We start from the raw sequence: 14395 nt of genomic DNA on the forward strand, positions 1-14395 counted from the left end.
GATTTAAGTCACGTATTTAAGGTTTAAAAAGATTGGTGCAAGGAATTGACAGCTTACGCGCGGCGACGAATAATCCGGACGTTCCGAACGGTGACGACCGCACCGAGAAGTGTCAAGGAAATGGGAACTGCGAGCCGTGCGACGGCCGGTCTGAGCACCCAGTAGGCGGCGAAGAACAGGGCGACGGAGACGAGTTTTAACACCGCGAACGAGCCGGGTCCGGGGTCGCCGCCCGAGATGAGTCGCACGACTGGATTTCCTTCCTGGACGCCGGCCATCCTGACACCGAGGACGGTCGTGACGTAGTCGCCGAGGCCGTAGGCGAGCGCCGCCGCACCCCAGAGGATGGCGTCGAGAGAGGCCATGCGGGTGGATTCGGAGCGGCCAGTATAAGTCTCGCCGTCGCCGGATTGTCACGTTCGGCGGCGTCGCCATCGGTCGGAGTGCGCGTCACCGCGCTCGCGGGTGCGACGACGACCGATACCCTCATTTCCGCGGCCCGTCAGGTCCGAGCGTGTACGGATTGGAACTCGCCGGCGAGGAAGACGCCTTCGCCGCCCGCGAGGCCGAGTCGGCCGCGACGGGCGTGACGGTCGTCGCCCCCGGCCTCGCCACCGCCCGCGGCGTCGAACCGGAGCGCGCGAGGCGACTCGCCTACACCCGGCGCGTCGTCGAACTGGTCGGTCGCTGCGACCCCGACATCGACGCCGCGCGCGCCGTCGTCGCGGCCGCGAACATCGACCGCGAAGGAACCGTCGCCGTCCGCGCCCGCGACGTGCGAGGACTCACGGGCATCAGCACGACCGACGCCGAGCGCGAACTCGGGTCGGCGCTCGTCGACCGCGGCTTCGGCGTCGATTTGGACGACCCCGACCACGTGCTTCGGGTCTACTTCTCCGAGGACACCTGTCTCGTCGGCTGGACCGCCGTCGAGACCGTCCGCGACTTCGCCGACCGGAAACCGACCGACCGACCGTTCTTCCAGCCGGGGAGCATGGCCCCCGTGGACGCCCGCGCCTTCGTCAACATGGCCGGCGCGGAGCCCGACGCCCGGATTCTGGACCCGATGTGCGGCACCGGCGGCGTCCTCCTCGAAGCGGGCCTCGTCGGCGCCGACGTGGTCGGCGTCGACGCCCAAGCGAAGATGGTCGGCGGCGCGCGTGAGAACCTGCGCCACTACGTCGGCGACGGCGACGTGGTCCGCGGCGACGCCACCGCGCTCCCCCTCCGCGACGACTCGATGGACGGCGCGGTGTTCGACGCCCCCTACGGCCGGCAGTCGAAAATCGCGCGCCACTCGCTTTCGGACCTCGTCGGCGGGGCGCTGGCGGAGGTCCGCCGGGTCGCCCCCGAGTGCGTGATGGTCGCCGACCGGTCGTGGACCGAGGAAGCGGAAGACGCCGGCTGGGAGGTCGAACGGGTGTTCGAACGGCGAGTTCACCGGTCGCTGGTGCGGTACGTGCATCTGCTCCATCGGTAGTCGGAATCGACGGCGGTGCCGGTGGTCGCAGGTCGCGGCCACAACCGCGGTCGTAGTCGCGGTCGACGACCCACTATTCAATCGCGCGACAGGACTATCGTCCGGCGCGTCGAAGCGAAGGCATGTCGCGCACGGTTCGAGAAACCCTCGCCGAGGCGTACGACCCCGACCCGCGAGCGATGGCTATCGTCGCGATGGGGTCGTCGTTCCTGCTGGTGTCGCTCCTGTCGAACCCGGACGTGTCGAACCCGTCCTACCTGTTCGGTCTCGTGGTGGCGGTCCTCTCGCTCGTCGTGTCGGTCGCGATGCTCGCCGTCGAGACGCTCCGGTAGTCGAGGCGACCGAGGCCGCTACAGCTCTTCCTTCTGGAGCGTGAGGTCGCCGTCCGAGCCGACACGCAACATCACGAACTCGTAGTCCTGAATTCGTTCGTCGTACGCCACCTCGCCGTCGACGAGGAGTGTCACGTCGCAGGTCTCGGCGTCGGTCTGTCGGGTGAGCGTCTCCGTCTCGCCCGGCGAGAGTTCCACGTCGTCCTCGCGGCACGCGGGCTTCAACACGACCTCGCCGGAGAAGCCGCCGCTGACCCGCACGCGAACGAGTTCCGACCCTTCGCAGAACTGCGGCCACCCGCACTCGTCCGTGGTGGTCGCGGCCTGCCCGGACTCGGTCGTCTCCGGGTTGGCGGTGGTCGTCGTTGCAGTCTTCGTCTCGGTCTTCGTTTCAGACGAGGACTCGTCTGAGCCACCGAGACACCCGGAGAGGAGGGCGAGCGAGCCGAGAGACGCGAGGACACCTCTGCGCTGCATAGATTGTCAAATAGTTGTTGTGTTAAGTGTCTTGTGTGGGGTGCGGTCCGGTCTGCCCGATGAGACCGGCGCGTCCGATTCCGTCGGCGTCGAGGTGCGGGAACGCGGACTCAGAAACTCGGCGACCCGGTGCGCTTGCCCCGTCGATACAAGTAGTACGACAGAAGCGGCACCGAGACGACGAACAGGGGCGAGAACACGCCCCCGACGAAGTGGATCAGTCCCGCGCCGACCCAGAGCCAACTCGGTCGCCACGACACACCCGACCCCCGTACTGCGTGCAGGTCGATACCGAGCGAAATCGTGACCAAGAGACCGACGAGAACGCCGATGAGGTCCACGATAACTACGATAGCGAAGAAACTGAGCATCATCGCTTCGGACCCGAGTCGGCCGAGAGGCACGAATCCCCAGGTAGCCAGGAACATGAGTGCGCCAAGCAGGACCGAAATCGGGAACAGGGCGACGCCGTACCACCACGGCGACGGCGTCCGTGCGGAGGGTTGGGACGGTTCGTGGACTGTGGAGGACATGCCGCCCGCAACACCGTCTGCGTGTTAATTTCTTGTCATTCAGGCGGGGGAAGTCGGTGCATCACTCCCGCCGCGCCAGTACCGTCTCGCCCGCCCGCACCGACTCGCCCTTCTCGACGACAACGTCCTCGGAGCCGTATTCCGGGGGTAACAGCACGTCCGCCCGGGAGCCGAAGTCGATGTGGCCGAGTTTCTGCCCGCGGACGAGTTCGTCGCCGGGTGCGACGTACGAGTGAATCCGCCGGGCGAACGCCCCGGCGATGAGAGACACCTCGTACTCGCCATCACGTTCGTCCGCAACCTCGATGTCGACGCGCTCGTTTCGGTCGGAGTCCTTCGAGAACGCCGGCTTGTGCGCGCCGGGGCGGTGGGTGACGGTTCGGACCGCGCCGGAGACGGGCGCGCGGTTGACGTGCACGTCGGTGACGTTCATGAATACGCCCACGCGGACGCGGCCGTCCTCGACGCGAATCACGGAGACGTGCCCGTCGGCGGGAGAGACGACGCCCGGTTCGTCGGGCGGCGAGCGTTCGGGGTCACGGAAGAACCAGAGGACGAACGCTCCCACGGCGAGGAGAACGGCCCCGAGCGGCGGGAAGACGAACGACGCGAGCGCCGCGCCGACGAAGGCGGGGAGCGCGAACCGTCGGTAGCCCGGTGCGAACTTCATTATGCCTCGCCGCGGACGTCCGCGCCCCAACTCGTGAGGAGGTGGGTGATGTGCAGTCGGTCGTCGATGCCCGTCGAGATGTCGAGGTCGACCTGCCCCGCGAGTTCGTGCAGGCGGGCGAGTTCGCCGTCGGCGAAGCGCTCGGGGGTCGAGTCGGCGACGCGGAGGATGTCAGCCAGGAGCTCCTGTCCCTCGTAGCCCTCGTCGTCGAGGAGCGTCGTGAGGGTCTTGCGGGCGTCTTTGATGTCCCCCTCCCGGGCGTTGATGAGGAGCGTCTTCAGTTCGTCGTCGAAGCCCACGTCGCCGAGGGCGGCGTGGACCGTGGACATGGTGACCTCGTCGGCCTCGGTGGCCGTCCGCTGGGCCGAGAGGATGGCTTTTCGGATGTTTCCGTTGGACGCGTCCACGAGGAACTGGAGGCCGCCGTCGTCGTAGTCGACGCCCTCCGCGTCGAGGATGTCCGCGAGGAGGGCTTCGAGGGTGTCGTCGTCCGGCGCGGGCATGGGAACCGGGAAACACCGAGAGCGAATCGGCGGGATGAGCTTCGAGGGCTGGCGGGTGGTGATGACGAACTGCGTGGTCCGGTGGTGCTGTTCCATCACGCGGCGGAGCGCCTGCTGGAAGTCCTCGCGGATGGATTCGGCGTTGTCGAGGACGATGGTCTTGTACTCGCCGGACATCGGGGCGTAGCTGGCGGACTCCTTGAGCACGCGGTTTATCATGTCGCGTTTCGCCATGCGACTGCGGCCGTCAAGGAACTGCTCGAACCGCGGGTCGGCGCGAATCTGCTTTTTCGTCCGATTGAAGAAGTCCGCGACGTTGAGTTCGATGAGGTCGTTTTCGGGGTCCGAATGCGCCTCGCGAGCCAGCGCGCGGACGGCGGCGGTCTTGCCGACGCCCGGCGGGCCCTGTACGACGAGGTTCATCGGTTCGTCCACGGCGCGTCGGAGGCGTTCGCGGACCTCCGGCTGTGGGAGGTCTTCGAGCCCCGGCGCGTGCGTCTCGGTCCACAGCGGCGCGTCCATTGGACTCCGGTAGCAGACGGTCGGGTAAGAATCGGTCGGTCCGGGCCGTCGGGCGGACTCGGGTTTCCCGCGGGCGAGACCCGAGGCCGCGACCGATTCGACGCACGTTTAGTCCCGCCGCTATCATTGTGGTGCATGTCCATGCGCGCGACCTTCCTCGGGACCGGCGGGGCCGTCCCCACCACGGCGCGTGCGCCGAGCGCGTTCCTCGTGAACCGCGACGGCGAGCGCCTGTTGTTCGATTGCGGGGAGGGAACCCAACGCCAGATGATGCGCTACGGGACCGGATTCGGCGTCAGCCACCTGTTCGTCACCCACCTCCACGGCGACCACATCCTCGGCATCCCCGGCCTGATTCAGACGCTCGACTTCAACGACCGCGACGACTCGCTGGCCATCCACGGCCCGCCGGGGAGCAAGCGCCACCTCGAAAAGCTCGTCCACGCGGGCGGCTATCAACCCGGCTTCCACGTCTCCGTCCACGAGGTCCGCCCCGGCAACGTCGCCTACCGCGCCGACGACTACGAGGTCCGCGCGTTCGACACCGAACACCGGACCGCCTCCGTCGGCTACGCCCTCGTCGAAGACGACCGCCCCGGCCGGTTCGACCGCGAGAAGGCCGAGGAACTCGGCGTTCCCGTCGGTCCGGCGTTCGGTCGCCTTCACGCCGGCGAGGACGTGGAACTCGAAGACGGCACGGTCGTGCGCTCCGAGCAGGTCGTCGGCGACCCCCGACCCGGGCGAACCGTCGTCTACACCGGCGACACCCGCCCGCTCGATTCGACCGTCGAAGTCGCCCGCGACGCCGACCTGCTCGTCCACGACGCGACGTTCACCGACGAGGAGGCGGAGCGGGCGAAACAGACCGCGCACTCGACCGCCCGCGAGGCCGCCCGAATCGCCCGCGACGCCGACGTTCGGCGGTTCGCGCTGACGCACATCTCCGCCCGGTACGCCGCCGACCCGAGCCCGCTTCTCGAACAGGCCCGCGAGGTCTACGACGGCGAGGCGTTCGTCGCCGAGGACGGCCAGAAACTGGAGGTTCCGTACGCCGACAGCGACGGCGGCGGAGCCGAGACCGGGGAGTAGTTCGAGGGGCCACAGTACACTTTTCTCCCGCCCGGGCGCATCCGCCGGTGTGCCGCAGAACGCCTTCCACACCGTCGACGTGTTCGCCACGGCGAAGTACGCCGGGAACCAACTCGCCGTCTTCGAGGGGGCGGACGCGCTCGGTTCCGACCAGATGGCCGCGCTCGCCAACGAGATGAACTACTCGGAGACGACGTTCATCGAGGGCGGGTCGCCCGACGATGGCTACGACGTTCGTATCTTCACGCCGGATGGCGAGATTCCGTTCGCCGGACACCCGACGCTCGGGACGGCCGCCGTCCTCCGCGAACACTTCGGCGCGGGCGACGGGGTGACGCTGAACCTCGGCGTCGGTCCGATTTCGGTCGAGGTCCGGTCCGACGGAAGCGACAGCGAGCAGTACTGGATGACGCAGAACGCGCCGACGTTCGGCGCGGAACTCGACCGCGAGACGCTCGCCGAGGTGCTGTCGCTCGACGCGGCCGACTTCGACGCCGACTGGCCGATACAGGTCGTCTCGACCGGTCTCCCGGCGGTGATGATTCCGCTCTGCGACCGCGACGCGCTCGCTCGGAGCGAGGTGTTTACCCCGGCGTACCGGTCGTTCTTCGACGACGTGGGCGTCGAGAACCTCTTTCTGTTCTGTCCGGACCCCCGCGACGACGCGAACGACTTCGCGGCGCGGATGTACGCGCCCGGCCACGGCGTCGCCGAGGACCCCGCGACCGGGAGCGCGAACGGCTGTTTCGCGGGCTATCTCGCCCGCCATCGCTACTTCGGAGACGACGAAATCGAGACCACGGTCGAGCAGGGCTACGAGATGGGCCGGCCGTCGCACCTCCACCTCGAAGCCGAGGACCGCGGCGACGAGGTGGCGGTCCGCGTCGGCGGGCGCGTCGAGTTCGTCTCGACGGGCAGGCTCGTCTGAGCGGCCGCTGAACGGGCCGTCGAGCCAAAAAGCGAGGTCGGGTCAGTCGCGGTGGGCGTCGCAGACCGGGTTCTCGCCGTCGTCGAGGAGGACGACGGGGACCCCGAGGACGACCCACTCGCGGACGTAGCGCCGGCGCGCCGTCGCGGGCGACCCGCACTCGACGCAGGCGACGTCCGCGGACTCGACGGCCGACTCGATGATTCTCGTCCGCGGGCCGACGGCCGTCCGCGGATACGCCGGGCGCTTGGACAGGAGCGCCACGAGCGCCGCGACGACCGCGAGGCCGACGACCGGCAGGACGAACCGGCCGACACCGGAGCGGGCGAGGACGCCGACGATGACGAGTAACACGACCGCGGCGGCCAGTTCACGGAGGAGACGCATCGACGGCGTCAGTTGCTCGTCTCGTTTTCGGAGCCGGACGAGGTCGACGACCTCGACGACGCCGAGGTAGTGTCCGACGACGAACCGGCGGACGAACCCGACGAGGACGACCCGTCACTATCGAGCGACCGGACGAACTGCGGGTAGCCGCCGTCGCCGACCGGGATGTAGACGGTGTCCGTCTCGTCGAGTTTCTCGATGTACTTCTGGGCCAGCACCTCGTCGGACAGCGACTCCGCGAGGATGCGGTTGGCGTCCGCCTGCCCCTGCGCCTCGATGCGCTTGCGCTCGGCTTCGAGTTCCTCGACGGCGAGTTCGTCCTGCTTCTGCTGGCGGCGCTGTTCGGTGATTTCCTTCTGTTCGACCGCCTGCGCGTACTCGGCGGGGAGTTCGACGTTGCGGACCTGCACCGCTTCGAGGATGAGGCCGTCGTCGGCGAACTCCTCGGCGAGTTCACGCTCGGCGGCGGCCTTCAACTGGGTCTGACCCTCGCCGGTGTAGATGACGGTGACGGGCAGTCGGCCCGCTTCGGTCCGGAGCACCGACCGAATCGACGGGCGAATCAGGCGCTCTTCGGCGGTGGCGAGCGTCCGGTAGTTGCGGTAGAACTCGACCGCCTGTCCGGCGTCGATGCGGTAGCGGACGGTCACGTCGATGTCCGTCCGGAGGCCGTCCTCGGTCAGGACGGTGATGGCGTCGTCGCCGCGCCTGTCGCCTTCGCTCGTCGACGACGACATCGTGTACGACTGCGGTCGCACCGACAGCGACGAGGTCGACTGCGAGACGGGGTTGACGAAGTGCGCGCCGGGTTCGAAGACGGTGCCGGTGGTCGCGCCCCACTTCTTGACCACCTTGACGTTCCCTTCCTCGACGGGTTCCCACGCGAGGAGCCCGGCGATTGGGGCGGCGATAAGGAGGAGGGCGACGACACCGATGAGGGCGATGCGCGTCAGCGACCGGGAGGTCACCGACGGCGGGTCGGGGATGTCAGAACTCATCACTCTACTTTCAAATAGCCGAAACTTGTTTGTTTCGTGTCAATCGCGGGTCGCGGCGGCGGTGTCGTCGGTGGCAACGGCGTCGTCGGCCGAGACGGGCAAACGCGACACCCGAGGCGAGTCGGTATCCGCAACCGGCGTGGAGTATATATTCGGCGCGACCCTAGTCGCCGTCGTGAACGACCGGACGAGTGCGCTCGACTCGGTCGTCTTCGGCGTCGACATCCAGAGCGGCGATATCCGCGGCGACTCGCCGTCGTACGCGCTGGTCGTGTTGGACACCCGAGACACCGAGTCAGACGAGGTCCGAATCGAACGAGACGTGGTCTCCTTCCGCAAGTTACGCCGCCTCATCGAGCGCGACGAACCGCGCGTCGTCGCCACGGACAACATGTACGAGTTGGCGACCGACAAGGACGATTTAGTCCGCTTCCTGCGGTGGCTCCCCCACGGGACGCAGTTGGTGCAAGTGACCGGCGCGGAGCGACCGGAACCGCTCTCGCGGGTCGCCTCGCGCCACGGCGTCCCCTACGGCAAAGACCCGATGAAGGAGGCCGAGGCCGCGGCCCGGCTCGCCCTCGCCAACGTCGGCTACGAGGTCGCCGCATTCGAGAACACGACGACCGTGAAGGTCTCTCGCGGCCGCTCGACCGGTAAGGGCGGGTGGAGTCAGGACCGCTACACGCGCCGCATCCACGGGTCGGTCAAACAGCAGTCCCGCGAGGTCGAGTCCTCGCTGAAGGAGGCCAACCTCGACTACGAACGGGACGTGACCGAGAAGTACGGCGGCTACTCGCAGGCGCTGTTTACCGTCGAAGCGCGGCCCGAGGACATCCCCGTGTCGACCCACCGCTCGGGCGACACCCGCGTCGAAATCGAGCGCGAGCGCCGCGACGGCATCGAGTTCGAACCGCTCGTGAAGCGCCGCGACCGCGTCATCGTCGGCATCGACCCCGGCACGACCACCGCCGTCGCCGTCGTCGGCCTCGACGGGCGCGTCCTCGACGTGCACTCGACGCGAACCGCCGATACCGCCGCCGTCATCGAGTGGCTCATCGAGCGCGGGCGACCGAGTCTCGTCGCCGCCGACGTGCAGCCGATGCCCGAGACGGTCGAGAAGTTCCGGCGAAGCTTCGACGCCGCCGGCTGGGCTCCCGCGAGCGACATCCCCGTCGACGAAAAACTCCACCGGACCCGCGACATCGACTACGACAACGACCACGAGCGCGACGCCCTCGCGGCGGCGCTGTTCGCCTTCGACGCCCACGAAGACCAGTTCGAGCGCATCTCCCGGAAGGTGCCCGCCGACGTGGACAGAGAAGAGGTCATCGCCCGCGTCCTCGCCAGCGAGGAGTCGGTCGAGGCCGTTCTCCGCGAGATGGCCGACGACGGCGACGGGGGCGACCCCGACGACGCCGACGAGGAGGCTCACGAGGAACCCGAACTCACGCCCGAAGAACGCGAGATTCGGGAGTTGCGGTCGCGGGTCGAGCGCCTCGAATCGCACGTCGAGGACCTGAAGTCGACCATCGAGGAGAAAGACGAGACCATCGAGGAGTACAAGGAGGAACTCTCCGACGCCCGCCGCGAGGAGCGTCGCGAGGCCCGCGAGCGCCGCGAAGTTACCCGACTGGAACGCGAGAACGGCCGGTTAGAGCGGAAAGTCGAATCGCTCGAATCCGACAAGGCGGAGCTCGCAGACAAGCTCGACCAACTCAAGTCGCTGTGGAAGCTCGACCACTCGAACTTCGCGGACGTGAACACCGACGGAAGCCTCGTGCCCGTCAAAATCGTCGAACAGTTCACCAACGGCGCGCTCGACCACACCGTCGAGGAGTACGGCATCGCCGCGGGCGACGTGGTCTACCTCCGCGACGCCAGCGGGGCCGGACGAACCACCGCCGAGCGACTCGCCGAGTTCGACCCCAAGGTCGTCCTCCGGTCGGGCAACCTCTCGGAGGTCGCGGACGAGGTGCTGTTCGAGGCCGATATTCCGGTCGCACCGGCCGACGGCGTGACGATTCAGGAGATAGACGAACTCGCCGTGGCGAAGGAGTCCGAGGTGGCCGCCGCCATCGACGACTGGAAGGAGCGCGCCGAAGAGCGACAGAAGGAACAGCGCGAGGAGATGGTTGACCAGATTATCTCCGAACACCGCGCCGAGAACCGGCGGTGACCGGCCGAAAGTGAGACGCGTGGGCGGACCTCATTCGCGGTTTCGCTCCCGCGGTCACGCTCGAACGAGCGAGACGACCAACAGGAAACCGATAGCCAACGCGGCGCCGCCCGAGACGAGACGGATGACGTTGTCGAGGTAGACACCGGACACACTCGAGGAGACGAGGTACGTGAGGAGAGCGAGAAACAGCGAGATGACCACGAGCCATCGACGAATCGGGTTCGCGTCGTCGGAGAGCATACCGACGGGATGCGCGGCTGTTCGTAAATCGGTTCTGGCACCACTGAAGACGGTGACGAGAGCCGCGGCCGCCGAGGGTCGTCACTCCGCGGTCGCGTCGTGGCCGACGACGACGGCGACCACGAAGTACAGCGCCGCGCCGACGAGCGGCACGAAGAAAGCCAAGGCGGCCCAGAACGTCGCGTTTCGCCCCTTGAACGTCGCGTCCTTGTGGACCCGATAAGGGAGGTAGATGTGGAACGCGAGGAAGTAGACCGCGAAGCCGAGGATGTACGGGAGGAGGTCACCGCCGCGGACCGACGCCCACATGGACGCGAGCAGACCGAAGACGACGAGGATGAGCGCGGCGAAGATGATGACGGGCGCACGCGTCGTGTTTCCTGAGTCGGACATCACCCGGAGTTGGGACCGGTACGTGTTGTCCGTTTCGCCCGCGCGCGGCGTTTCAGAGGGAGTATCGTAGCCGGCCGGCCGATTTGCGACGCCGGGTGGCGAGGGGGCGGTTCTCACGAGGGACGCGACACGTTTCTGCGGTAATCCCTATCAGAAGTCATATCCCACATCCCCGACACCGAACAGGTATGGACGCATACGACCTGATCACTCGGAACGCCTCCGAAGTGGTCACGGAGGACGAAGTGCGCGCGCTGGCCGACGACCCCGAGGGCAAGCGAGCGTACGTGGGCTACGAGCCCTCCGGCGTCCTCCACATCGGTCACATGCTCACCGCCAACAAGCTCATCGACCTCCAAGAGGCGGGCTTCGAGGTAGTCGTGCTGCTGGCCGACGTACACGCCTACCTCAACGGCAAGGGCACCTTCGAGGAGATTCGCGAGACGGCCGAGCGGATGAAAGCGCAGTTCATCGCCTACGGCCTCGACGAGAGCCAGACGGAGTTCGTCCTCGGCTCGGAGTACCAGCTCGACGAGAGCTACGTCCTCGACCTGCACGCGCTCGAACTGGAGACGACTCTCTCGCGCGCCGAGCGCGCCATGGCCGAAATCAAAAGCGGCGACGGCGTCACCGTCGCGCAGGCGGTCTACCCCATCATGCAGGCGCTCGACATCGTCTACCTCGACGTGGACCTCGCCATCGGCGGGATGGAACAGCGCAAGGTCCACATGCTCGCCCGCGACACGCTCCCGAGCATCGGCGAGGAGTCGCCGACCTGCATGCACACGCCGCTCATCGCGGACCTCGGCACGGGCATCGGCAAGATGTCCTCCTCCGAGGGCGTCACCATCTCGATGGAGGACTCCACCGAGGACATCGAAGACAAGGTCAACGGCGCGTTCTGCCCGCCGACGGCCGACCCCGACCCGACCGAGGAGGGCGAGGAACGCGAGAACCCCGTCCTCCAAATCTTCGAGTACCACGTCTTCCCGCGCTTCCAGCGGGTCGTCGTCGAGCGCCCCGAGCAGTACGGCGGGAACCTCGAATACGACGACTACGAGACGCTGGAGGCCGACCTCGAATCCGGCGAACTCCACCCCGCCGACGCGAAGGGCGCGCTCGCGAACTACCTCGACGAACTCATCGAGCCGGGTCGCGCGAAGATAGCCGAGTAATCGCCGCGCCCCGCCGGTAGTTCACCCCTTCTCGACGACCCGCTACTCGCCGTCTCCCAAACCGATAGAAGCTGCCGACCCGACGACTTGGTATGCCCCGCCCTTCCGACGTTCTCGTTCATCGAAACCGAACCGTCGCAGACCGCGAGGAGCGCACGCTGACCGCGGACGTGTACTGCCCCGAATCGCCCGCAGCGACCGAGATAGCCGAAACGACAGCGTCGCCGGCGGCCGAGGCGTCCCGCCCGCTCGTCGTCTTCGTCTACGGCGGCGCGTGGGAGACCGGCTCGACCGGCCAGTTCGCCCGCTGGGCGCTCGACGCCGCCGACGAGGGGTTCGTCGCGGCCGAGGTGTCGTACCGACTGGGCCACGAAGCGCCGTTCCCCGCGCAAATCGAAGACGTGTGCGAGGGTATCGACTGGGTCGTCGACCGCGCCGACGAGTTCGGTATCGACCCGGACGCCGTCGCCGTCGTCGGCCACTCCGCGGGGGCGCACCTCGCGTTGCTGGCGGCGCTTTCGGACGGTGACGAGTTCGGGCGGCGGACCGGAATCGACGCCGCTGTCGGCGTCTCCGGCGTCTACGACCTCCGAGCCGACGACCACGAGCGCGCCGGGGAGTCGCTGCCGCTGTTCGATGGCCGACCGTCGGCCGCCGAGTTGCGTCGGTGTTCGCCGATTACCGATGTCGATGGCGACCCCGACTCAGGGGTCGCCCCCAACGCCGACGCGCCGCCGACGCTGTTGCTCCACGGGAGCGAGGATTCGGTCGTCGCGCCGGACCAGAGTGCACGACTGGCGGACGCGCTCGACGCGGTCGGGGCTACGGTCGAATACGACAGGGTCAGTGCGGCCGACCACGTCTTCCTCCACTCGTCGTACCACTATCCCGCAGTCAGAAAGCGAGTGTTCTCGTTCCTCCGCGAATCGCTGTGAGCAGAGTCGGGATTCGGCGGGTCGTCAGGCCATGCCGAACATCTTCATCACGCCCTCGGCGAGACCGCTGGCGACGAGACCGAGGCCGGCGACGACGAACGCGAGCCCCGCCGCGACGACGGGAGCCTGATAGGCGACGATACCGATACCCAAGAGCAGCGAGACGACGCCGGCGATACCCTTCGTGCCGAGTTTGTCGAGCATACCACGACGGCGTTTCGGGACCGCCCTAAACGCGTCGTTCCGTCCGACGCTTCCTACCGGTCGAACGTCGGCGGATTTAACCATGCTCACGTCGAACGCTCGCGCATGAGCGACGACGAGAACGAGAGCCGCCGAGACCTTCGAATGCCGAACGACGACGAAGTGTTCGCCGTCGTGACGAACATGCTCGGGGCCAATCGTATTCGCGTCCGCTGTGCCGACGGCGTCGAGCGGACCGCTCGCATTCCCGGACGGATGCAGAAGCGAATCTGGATTCGAGAAGACGACGTGGTGCTCGTCGAACCGTGGGACTGGCAGGACGAGAAGGCCGACGTGAGCTGGCGCTACGAGAAGTCCGAAGCCGACCAACTCCGCCGCGAAGGCCACATCCAGTAACGCGTTCGAGCGCGCCGATTGGTTAGCGAGCGACACCGAAACCGGAGCCTGTGCCCTTTTCATCTCGCCTCTCGTAGCCCTAGTCCAATGACTGACGAGTTCGGCATGGTCGAACCCCAAGAGGGCGAGGCGTTCGGCGACGAGTGGGAGGAGATAGACGTCTCCGACGACGAGGCGGACCGCATCGCGCGCCGCAAGGACCGCGACTTCGACGAGTTCCGGATACGGTTGAAGGACGCCGACCAGTTCAAAGTCGAACAGTCGGTGTTCGACGACGCGACCTTCGCCGCCATCTACAAACTCGTCCAAGACGGGTACATCGACGCGTTCGGCGGGCCGATTTCGACCGGGAAGGAGGCCAACGTCTTCGAGGCGCTCGGCGGCGACGACTCGGACGTGGCGGTCAAGATATACCGCATCAACGCCTCCGACTTCCGGCACATGCGCGACTATCTCGAAGGCGACCCGCGCTTCGAGAACATCGGCCACGACAAGGGGCAGGTCGTCCGCGCGTGGGTCAGAAAGGAGTTCGCCAACCTCGAACGCGCCCAGCGCGCCGGCGTGCGCGTGCCGAAGCCTATCGCAGTCCAGCGGAACGTCCTCGTCATGGAACTCGTCGGCGTCGTCGACGACCGAGCGCGCCGCCTCTCGGAGGTTCGCGTCGAGAACCCCCAGACCGCCTACGAGGTCGTCCGCGAGTACATGCGCCGACTCCACCGCGCCGGCCTCGTCCACGGCGACCTCTCGGAGTACAACCTCATCATCCACGAGGGCGAACTCGTCGTCATCGACCTCGGACAGGCGGTGACGGTCCACCACCCCAACGCCGAGGAATTCCTCCGGCGGGACTGCCGCAACGTGGCCAACTTCTTCCGGCGGCAGGGTGCCGACGCCGACGGCGACTCGCTGTTCGAGTTCGTCACGGCCGACGAAGACGAGAGCGAGTAGAGACGC

At 67.4% G+C, this 14395-nt stretch carries 19 protein-coding genes; 9 read left to right on the plus strand and 10 right to left on the minus strand.

Translation table 11 applies throughout. The features are described 5' to 3' along the window. Nucleotides 1–53: 53 nt before the first annotated feature. Nucleotides 54–365, minus strand: coding sequence for a DUF5658 family protein (locus tag C5B91_RS13580; RefSeq protein ID WP_008091202.1), 312 nt, complete (start codon nucleotides 363–365; stop codon nucleotides 54–56). Between the two features lie 158 nt (nucleotides 366–523). On the opposite strand from C5B91_RS13580, the gene C5B91_RS13585 reads away from it, so the two are divergent. Both C5B91_RS13585 and C5B91_RS13590 read left to right on the plus strand, forming a co-directional pair. Continuing rightward, nucleotides 524–1480, plus strand: coding sequence for a methyltransferase domain-containing protein (locus tag C5B91_RS13585; RefSeq protein WP_115819847.1), 957 nt, complete (start codon nucleotides 524–526; stop codon nucleotides 1478–1480). A gap of 122 nt (nucleotides 1481–1602) precedes the next feature. Next, nucleotides 1603–1812 carry a hypothetical protein gene (locus C5B91_RS13590; RefSeq protein ID WP_049967945.1) on the plus strand — a complete coding sequence of 70 codons (210 nt, stop codon included), beginning with the start codon at nucleotides 1603–1605 and terminating at the stop codon, nucleotides 1810–1812. Nucleotides 1813–1830: 18 nt separating this feature from the next. On the opposite strand, the gene C5B91_RS13595 is transcribed toward C5B91_RS13590, so the two are convergent. From C5B91_RS13595 to C5B91_RS13610, 4 genes are all read right to left on the minus strand, one after another. Next, nucleotides 1831–2289, minus strand: coding sequence for a hypothetical protein (locus C5B91_RS13595; RefSeq protein WP_115819848.1), 459 nt, complete (start codon nucleotides 2287–2289; stop codon nucleotides 1831–1833). Nucleotides 2290–2399: 110 nt separating this feature from the next. Beyond that, nucleotides 2400–2822 (minus strand): hypothetical protein, encoded by a 423-nt coding sequence (locus C5B91_RS13600; RefSeq protein ID WP_115819849.1) that lies wholly within the window; start codon nucleotides 2820–2822, stop codon nucleotides 2400–2402. Nucleotides 2823–2883: 61 nt separating this feature from the next. Continuing rightward, entirely contained in the window at nucleotides 2884–3492 is a 609-nt protein-coding gene (locus C5B91_RS13605) for a protein sorting system archaetidylserine decarboxylase (RefSeq protein ID WP_115819850.1), read from the minus strand. Next, nucleotides 3492–4517 (minus strand): AAA family ATPase, encoded by a 1026-nt coding sequence (locus tag C5B91_RS13610; RefSeq protein ID WP_049967944.1) that lies wholly within the window; start codon nucleotides 4515–4517, stop codon nucleotides 3492–3494. Before C5B91_RS13610 ends, C5B91_RS13605 begins: the two co-directional genes overlap by 1 nt. Nucleotides 4518–4658: 141 nt before the next feature. On the opposite strand from C5B91_RS13610, the gene rnz reads away from it, so the two are divergent. Both rnz and C5B91_RS13620 read left to right on the plus strand, forming a co-directional pair. Then, nucleotides 4659–5606 carry a ribonuclease Z gene (gene rnz, locus C5B91_RS13615; RefSeq protein WP_008091190.1) on the plus strand — a complete coding sequence of 316 codons (948 nt, stop codon included), beginning with the start codon at nucleotides 4659–4661 and terminating at the stop codon, nucleotides 5604–5606. 49 nt (nucleotides 5607–5655) lie between these two features. Then, nucleotides 5656–6534 (plus strand): PhzF family phenazine biosynthesis protein, encoded by an 879-nt coding sequence (locus tag C5B91_RS13620; RefSeq protein ID WP_049967943.1) that lies wholly within the window; start codon nucleotides 5656–5658, stop codon nucleotides 6532–6534. A gap of 42 nt (nucleotides 6535–6576) precedes the next feature. Here the strand turns inward: C5B91_RS13620 and C5B91_RS13625 are convergent, their stop codons facing one another. Both C5B91_RS13625 and C5B91_RS13630 read right to left on the minus strand, forming a co-directional pair. Further along, a complete protein-coding gene (locus tag C5B91_RS13625; protein ID WP_008091186.1) occupies nucleotides 6577–6921 on the minus strand; it encodes a hypothetical protein in 345 nt (114 codons plus the stop codon). An 8-nt stretch (nucleotides 6922–6929) separates the two neighbouring features. Continuing rightward, complete coding sequence (locus tag C5B91_RS13630) at nucleotides 6930–7919, minus strand: prohibitin family protein (protein WP_008091184.1); 990 nt, start codon at nucleotides 7917–7919, stop codon at nucleotides 6930–6932. 175 nt (nucleotides 7920–8094) lie between these two features. On the opposite strand from C5B91_RS13630, the gene C5B91_RS13635 reads away from it, so the two are divergent. Next, a complete protein-coding gene (locus tag C5B91_RS13635; protein ID WP_049968591.1) occupies nucleotides 8095–10095 on the plus strand; it encodes a DUF460 domain-containing protein in 2001 nt (666 codons plus the stop codon). 54 nt (nucleotides 10096–10149) lie between these two features. Here C5B91_RS13635 and C5B91_RS13640 read toward each other — a convergent pair whose 3' ends face one another. After that, nucleotides 10150–10338 carry a hypothetical protein gene (locus tag C5B91_RS13640; RefSeq protein WP_008091180.1) on the minus strand — a complete coding sequence of 63 codons (189 nt, stop codon included), beginning with the start codon at nucleotides 10336–10338 and terminating at the stop codon, nucleotides 10150–10152. Nucleotides 10339–10419: 81 nt separating this feature from the next. Further along, entirely contained in the window at nucleotides 10420–10731 is a 312-nt protein-coding gene (locus tag C5B91_RS13645) for an ATPase (RefSeq protein ID WP_115819851.1), read from the minus strand. Nucleotides 10732–10919: 188 nt separating this feature from the next. On the opposite strand from C5B91_RS13645, the gene C5B91_RS13650 reads away from it, so the two are divergent. Together C5B91_RS13650 and C5B91_RS13655 are read left to right on the plus strand one after the other, a co-directional pair. After that, nucleotides 10920–11906 carry a tyrosine--tRNA ligase gene (locus tag C5B91_RS13650; protein WP_008091178.1) on the plus strand — a complete coding sequence of 329 codons (987 nt, stop codon included), beginning with the start codon at nucleotides 10920–10922 and terminating at the stop codon, nucleotides 11904–11906. A 92-nt stretch (nucleotides 11907–11998) separates the two neighbouring features. Further along, nucleotides 11999–12841 (plus strand): alpha/beta hydrolase, encoded by an 843-nt coding sequence (locus C5B91_RS13655; RefSeq protein ID WP_115819852.1) that lies wholly within the window; start codon nucleotides 11999–12001, stop codon nucleotides 12839–12841. A gap of 24 nt (nucleotides 12842–12865) precedes the next feature. Here the strand turns inward: C5B91_RS13655 and C5B91_RS13660 are convergent, their stop codons facing one another. Further along, nucleotides 12866–13045: a hypothetical protein gene (locus C5B91_RS13660; RefSeq protein WP_004973908.1), complete on the minus strand. Its 180-nt coding sequence runs from the start codon at nucleotides 13043–13045 to the stop codon at nucleotides 12866–12868. 105 nt (nucleotides 13046–13150) lie between these two features. On the opposite strand from C5B91_RS13660, the gene eif1A reads away from it, so the two are divergent. After that, the gene (gene eif1A, locus C5B91_RS13665; protein ID WP_004045248.1) at nucleotides 13151–13441 is read left to right on the plus strand and encodes a translation initiation factor eIF-1A; all 291 of its coding nucleotides are present in this window, start codon (nucleotides 13151–13153) and stop codon (nucleotides 13439–13441) included. An 87-nt stretch (nucleotides 13442–13528) separates the two neighbouring features. Continuing rightward, nucleotides 13529–14389, plus strand: coding sequence for a serine/threonine-protein kinase Rio1 (gene rio1, locus C5B91_RS13670; protein WP_008091174.1), 861 nt, complete (start codon nucleotides 13529–13531; stop codon nucleotides 14387–14389). Nucleotides 14390–14395: the final 6 nt, after the last annotated feature.

The sequence above is a fragment of the Haloferax sp. Atlit-10N genome, from assembly GCF_003586325.1.
Taxonomy (GTDB): Archaea; Halobacteriota; Halobacteria; order Halobacteriales; family Haloferacaceae; genus Haloferax; species Haloferax prahovense.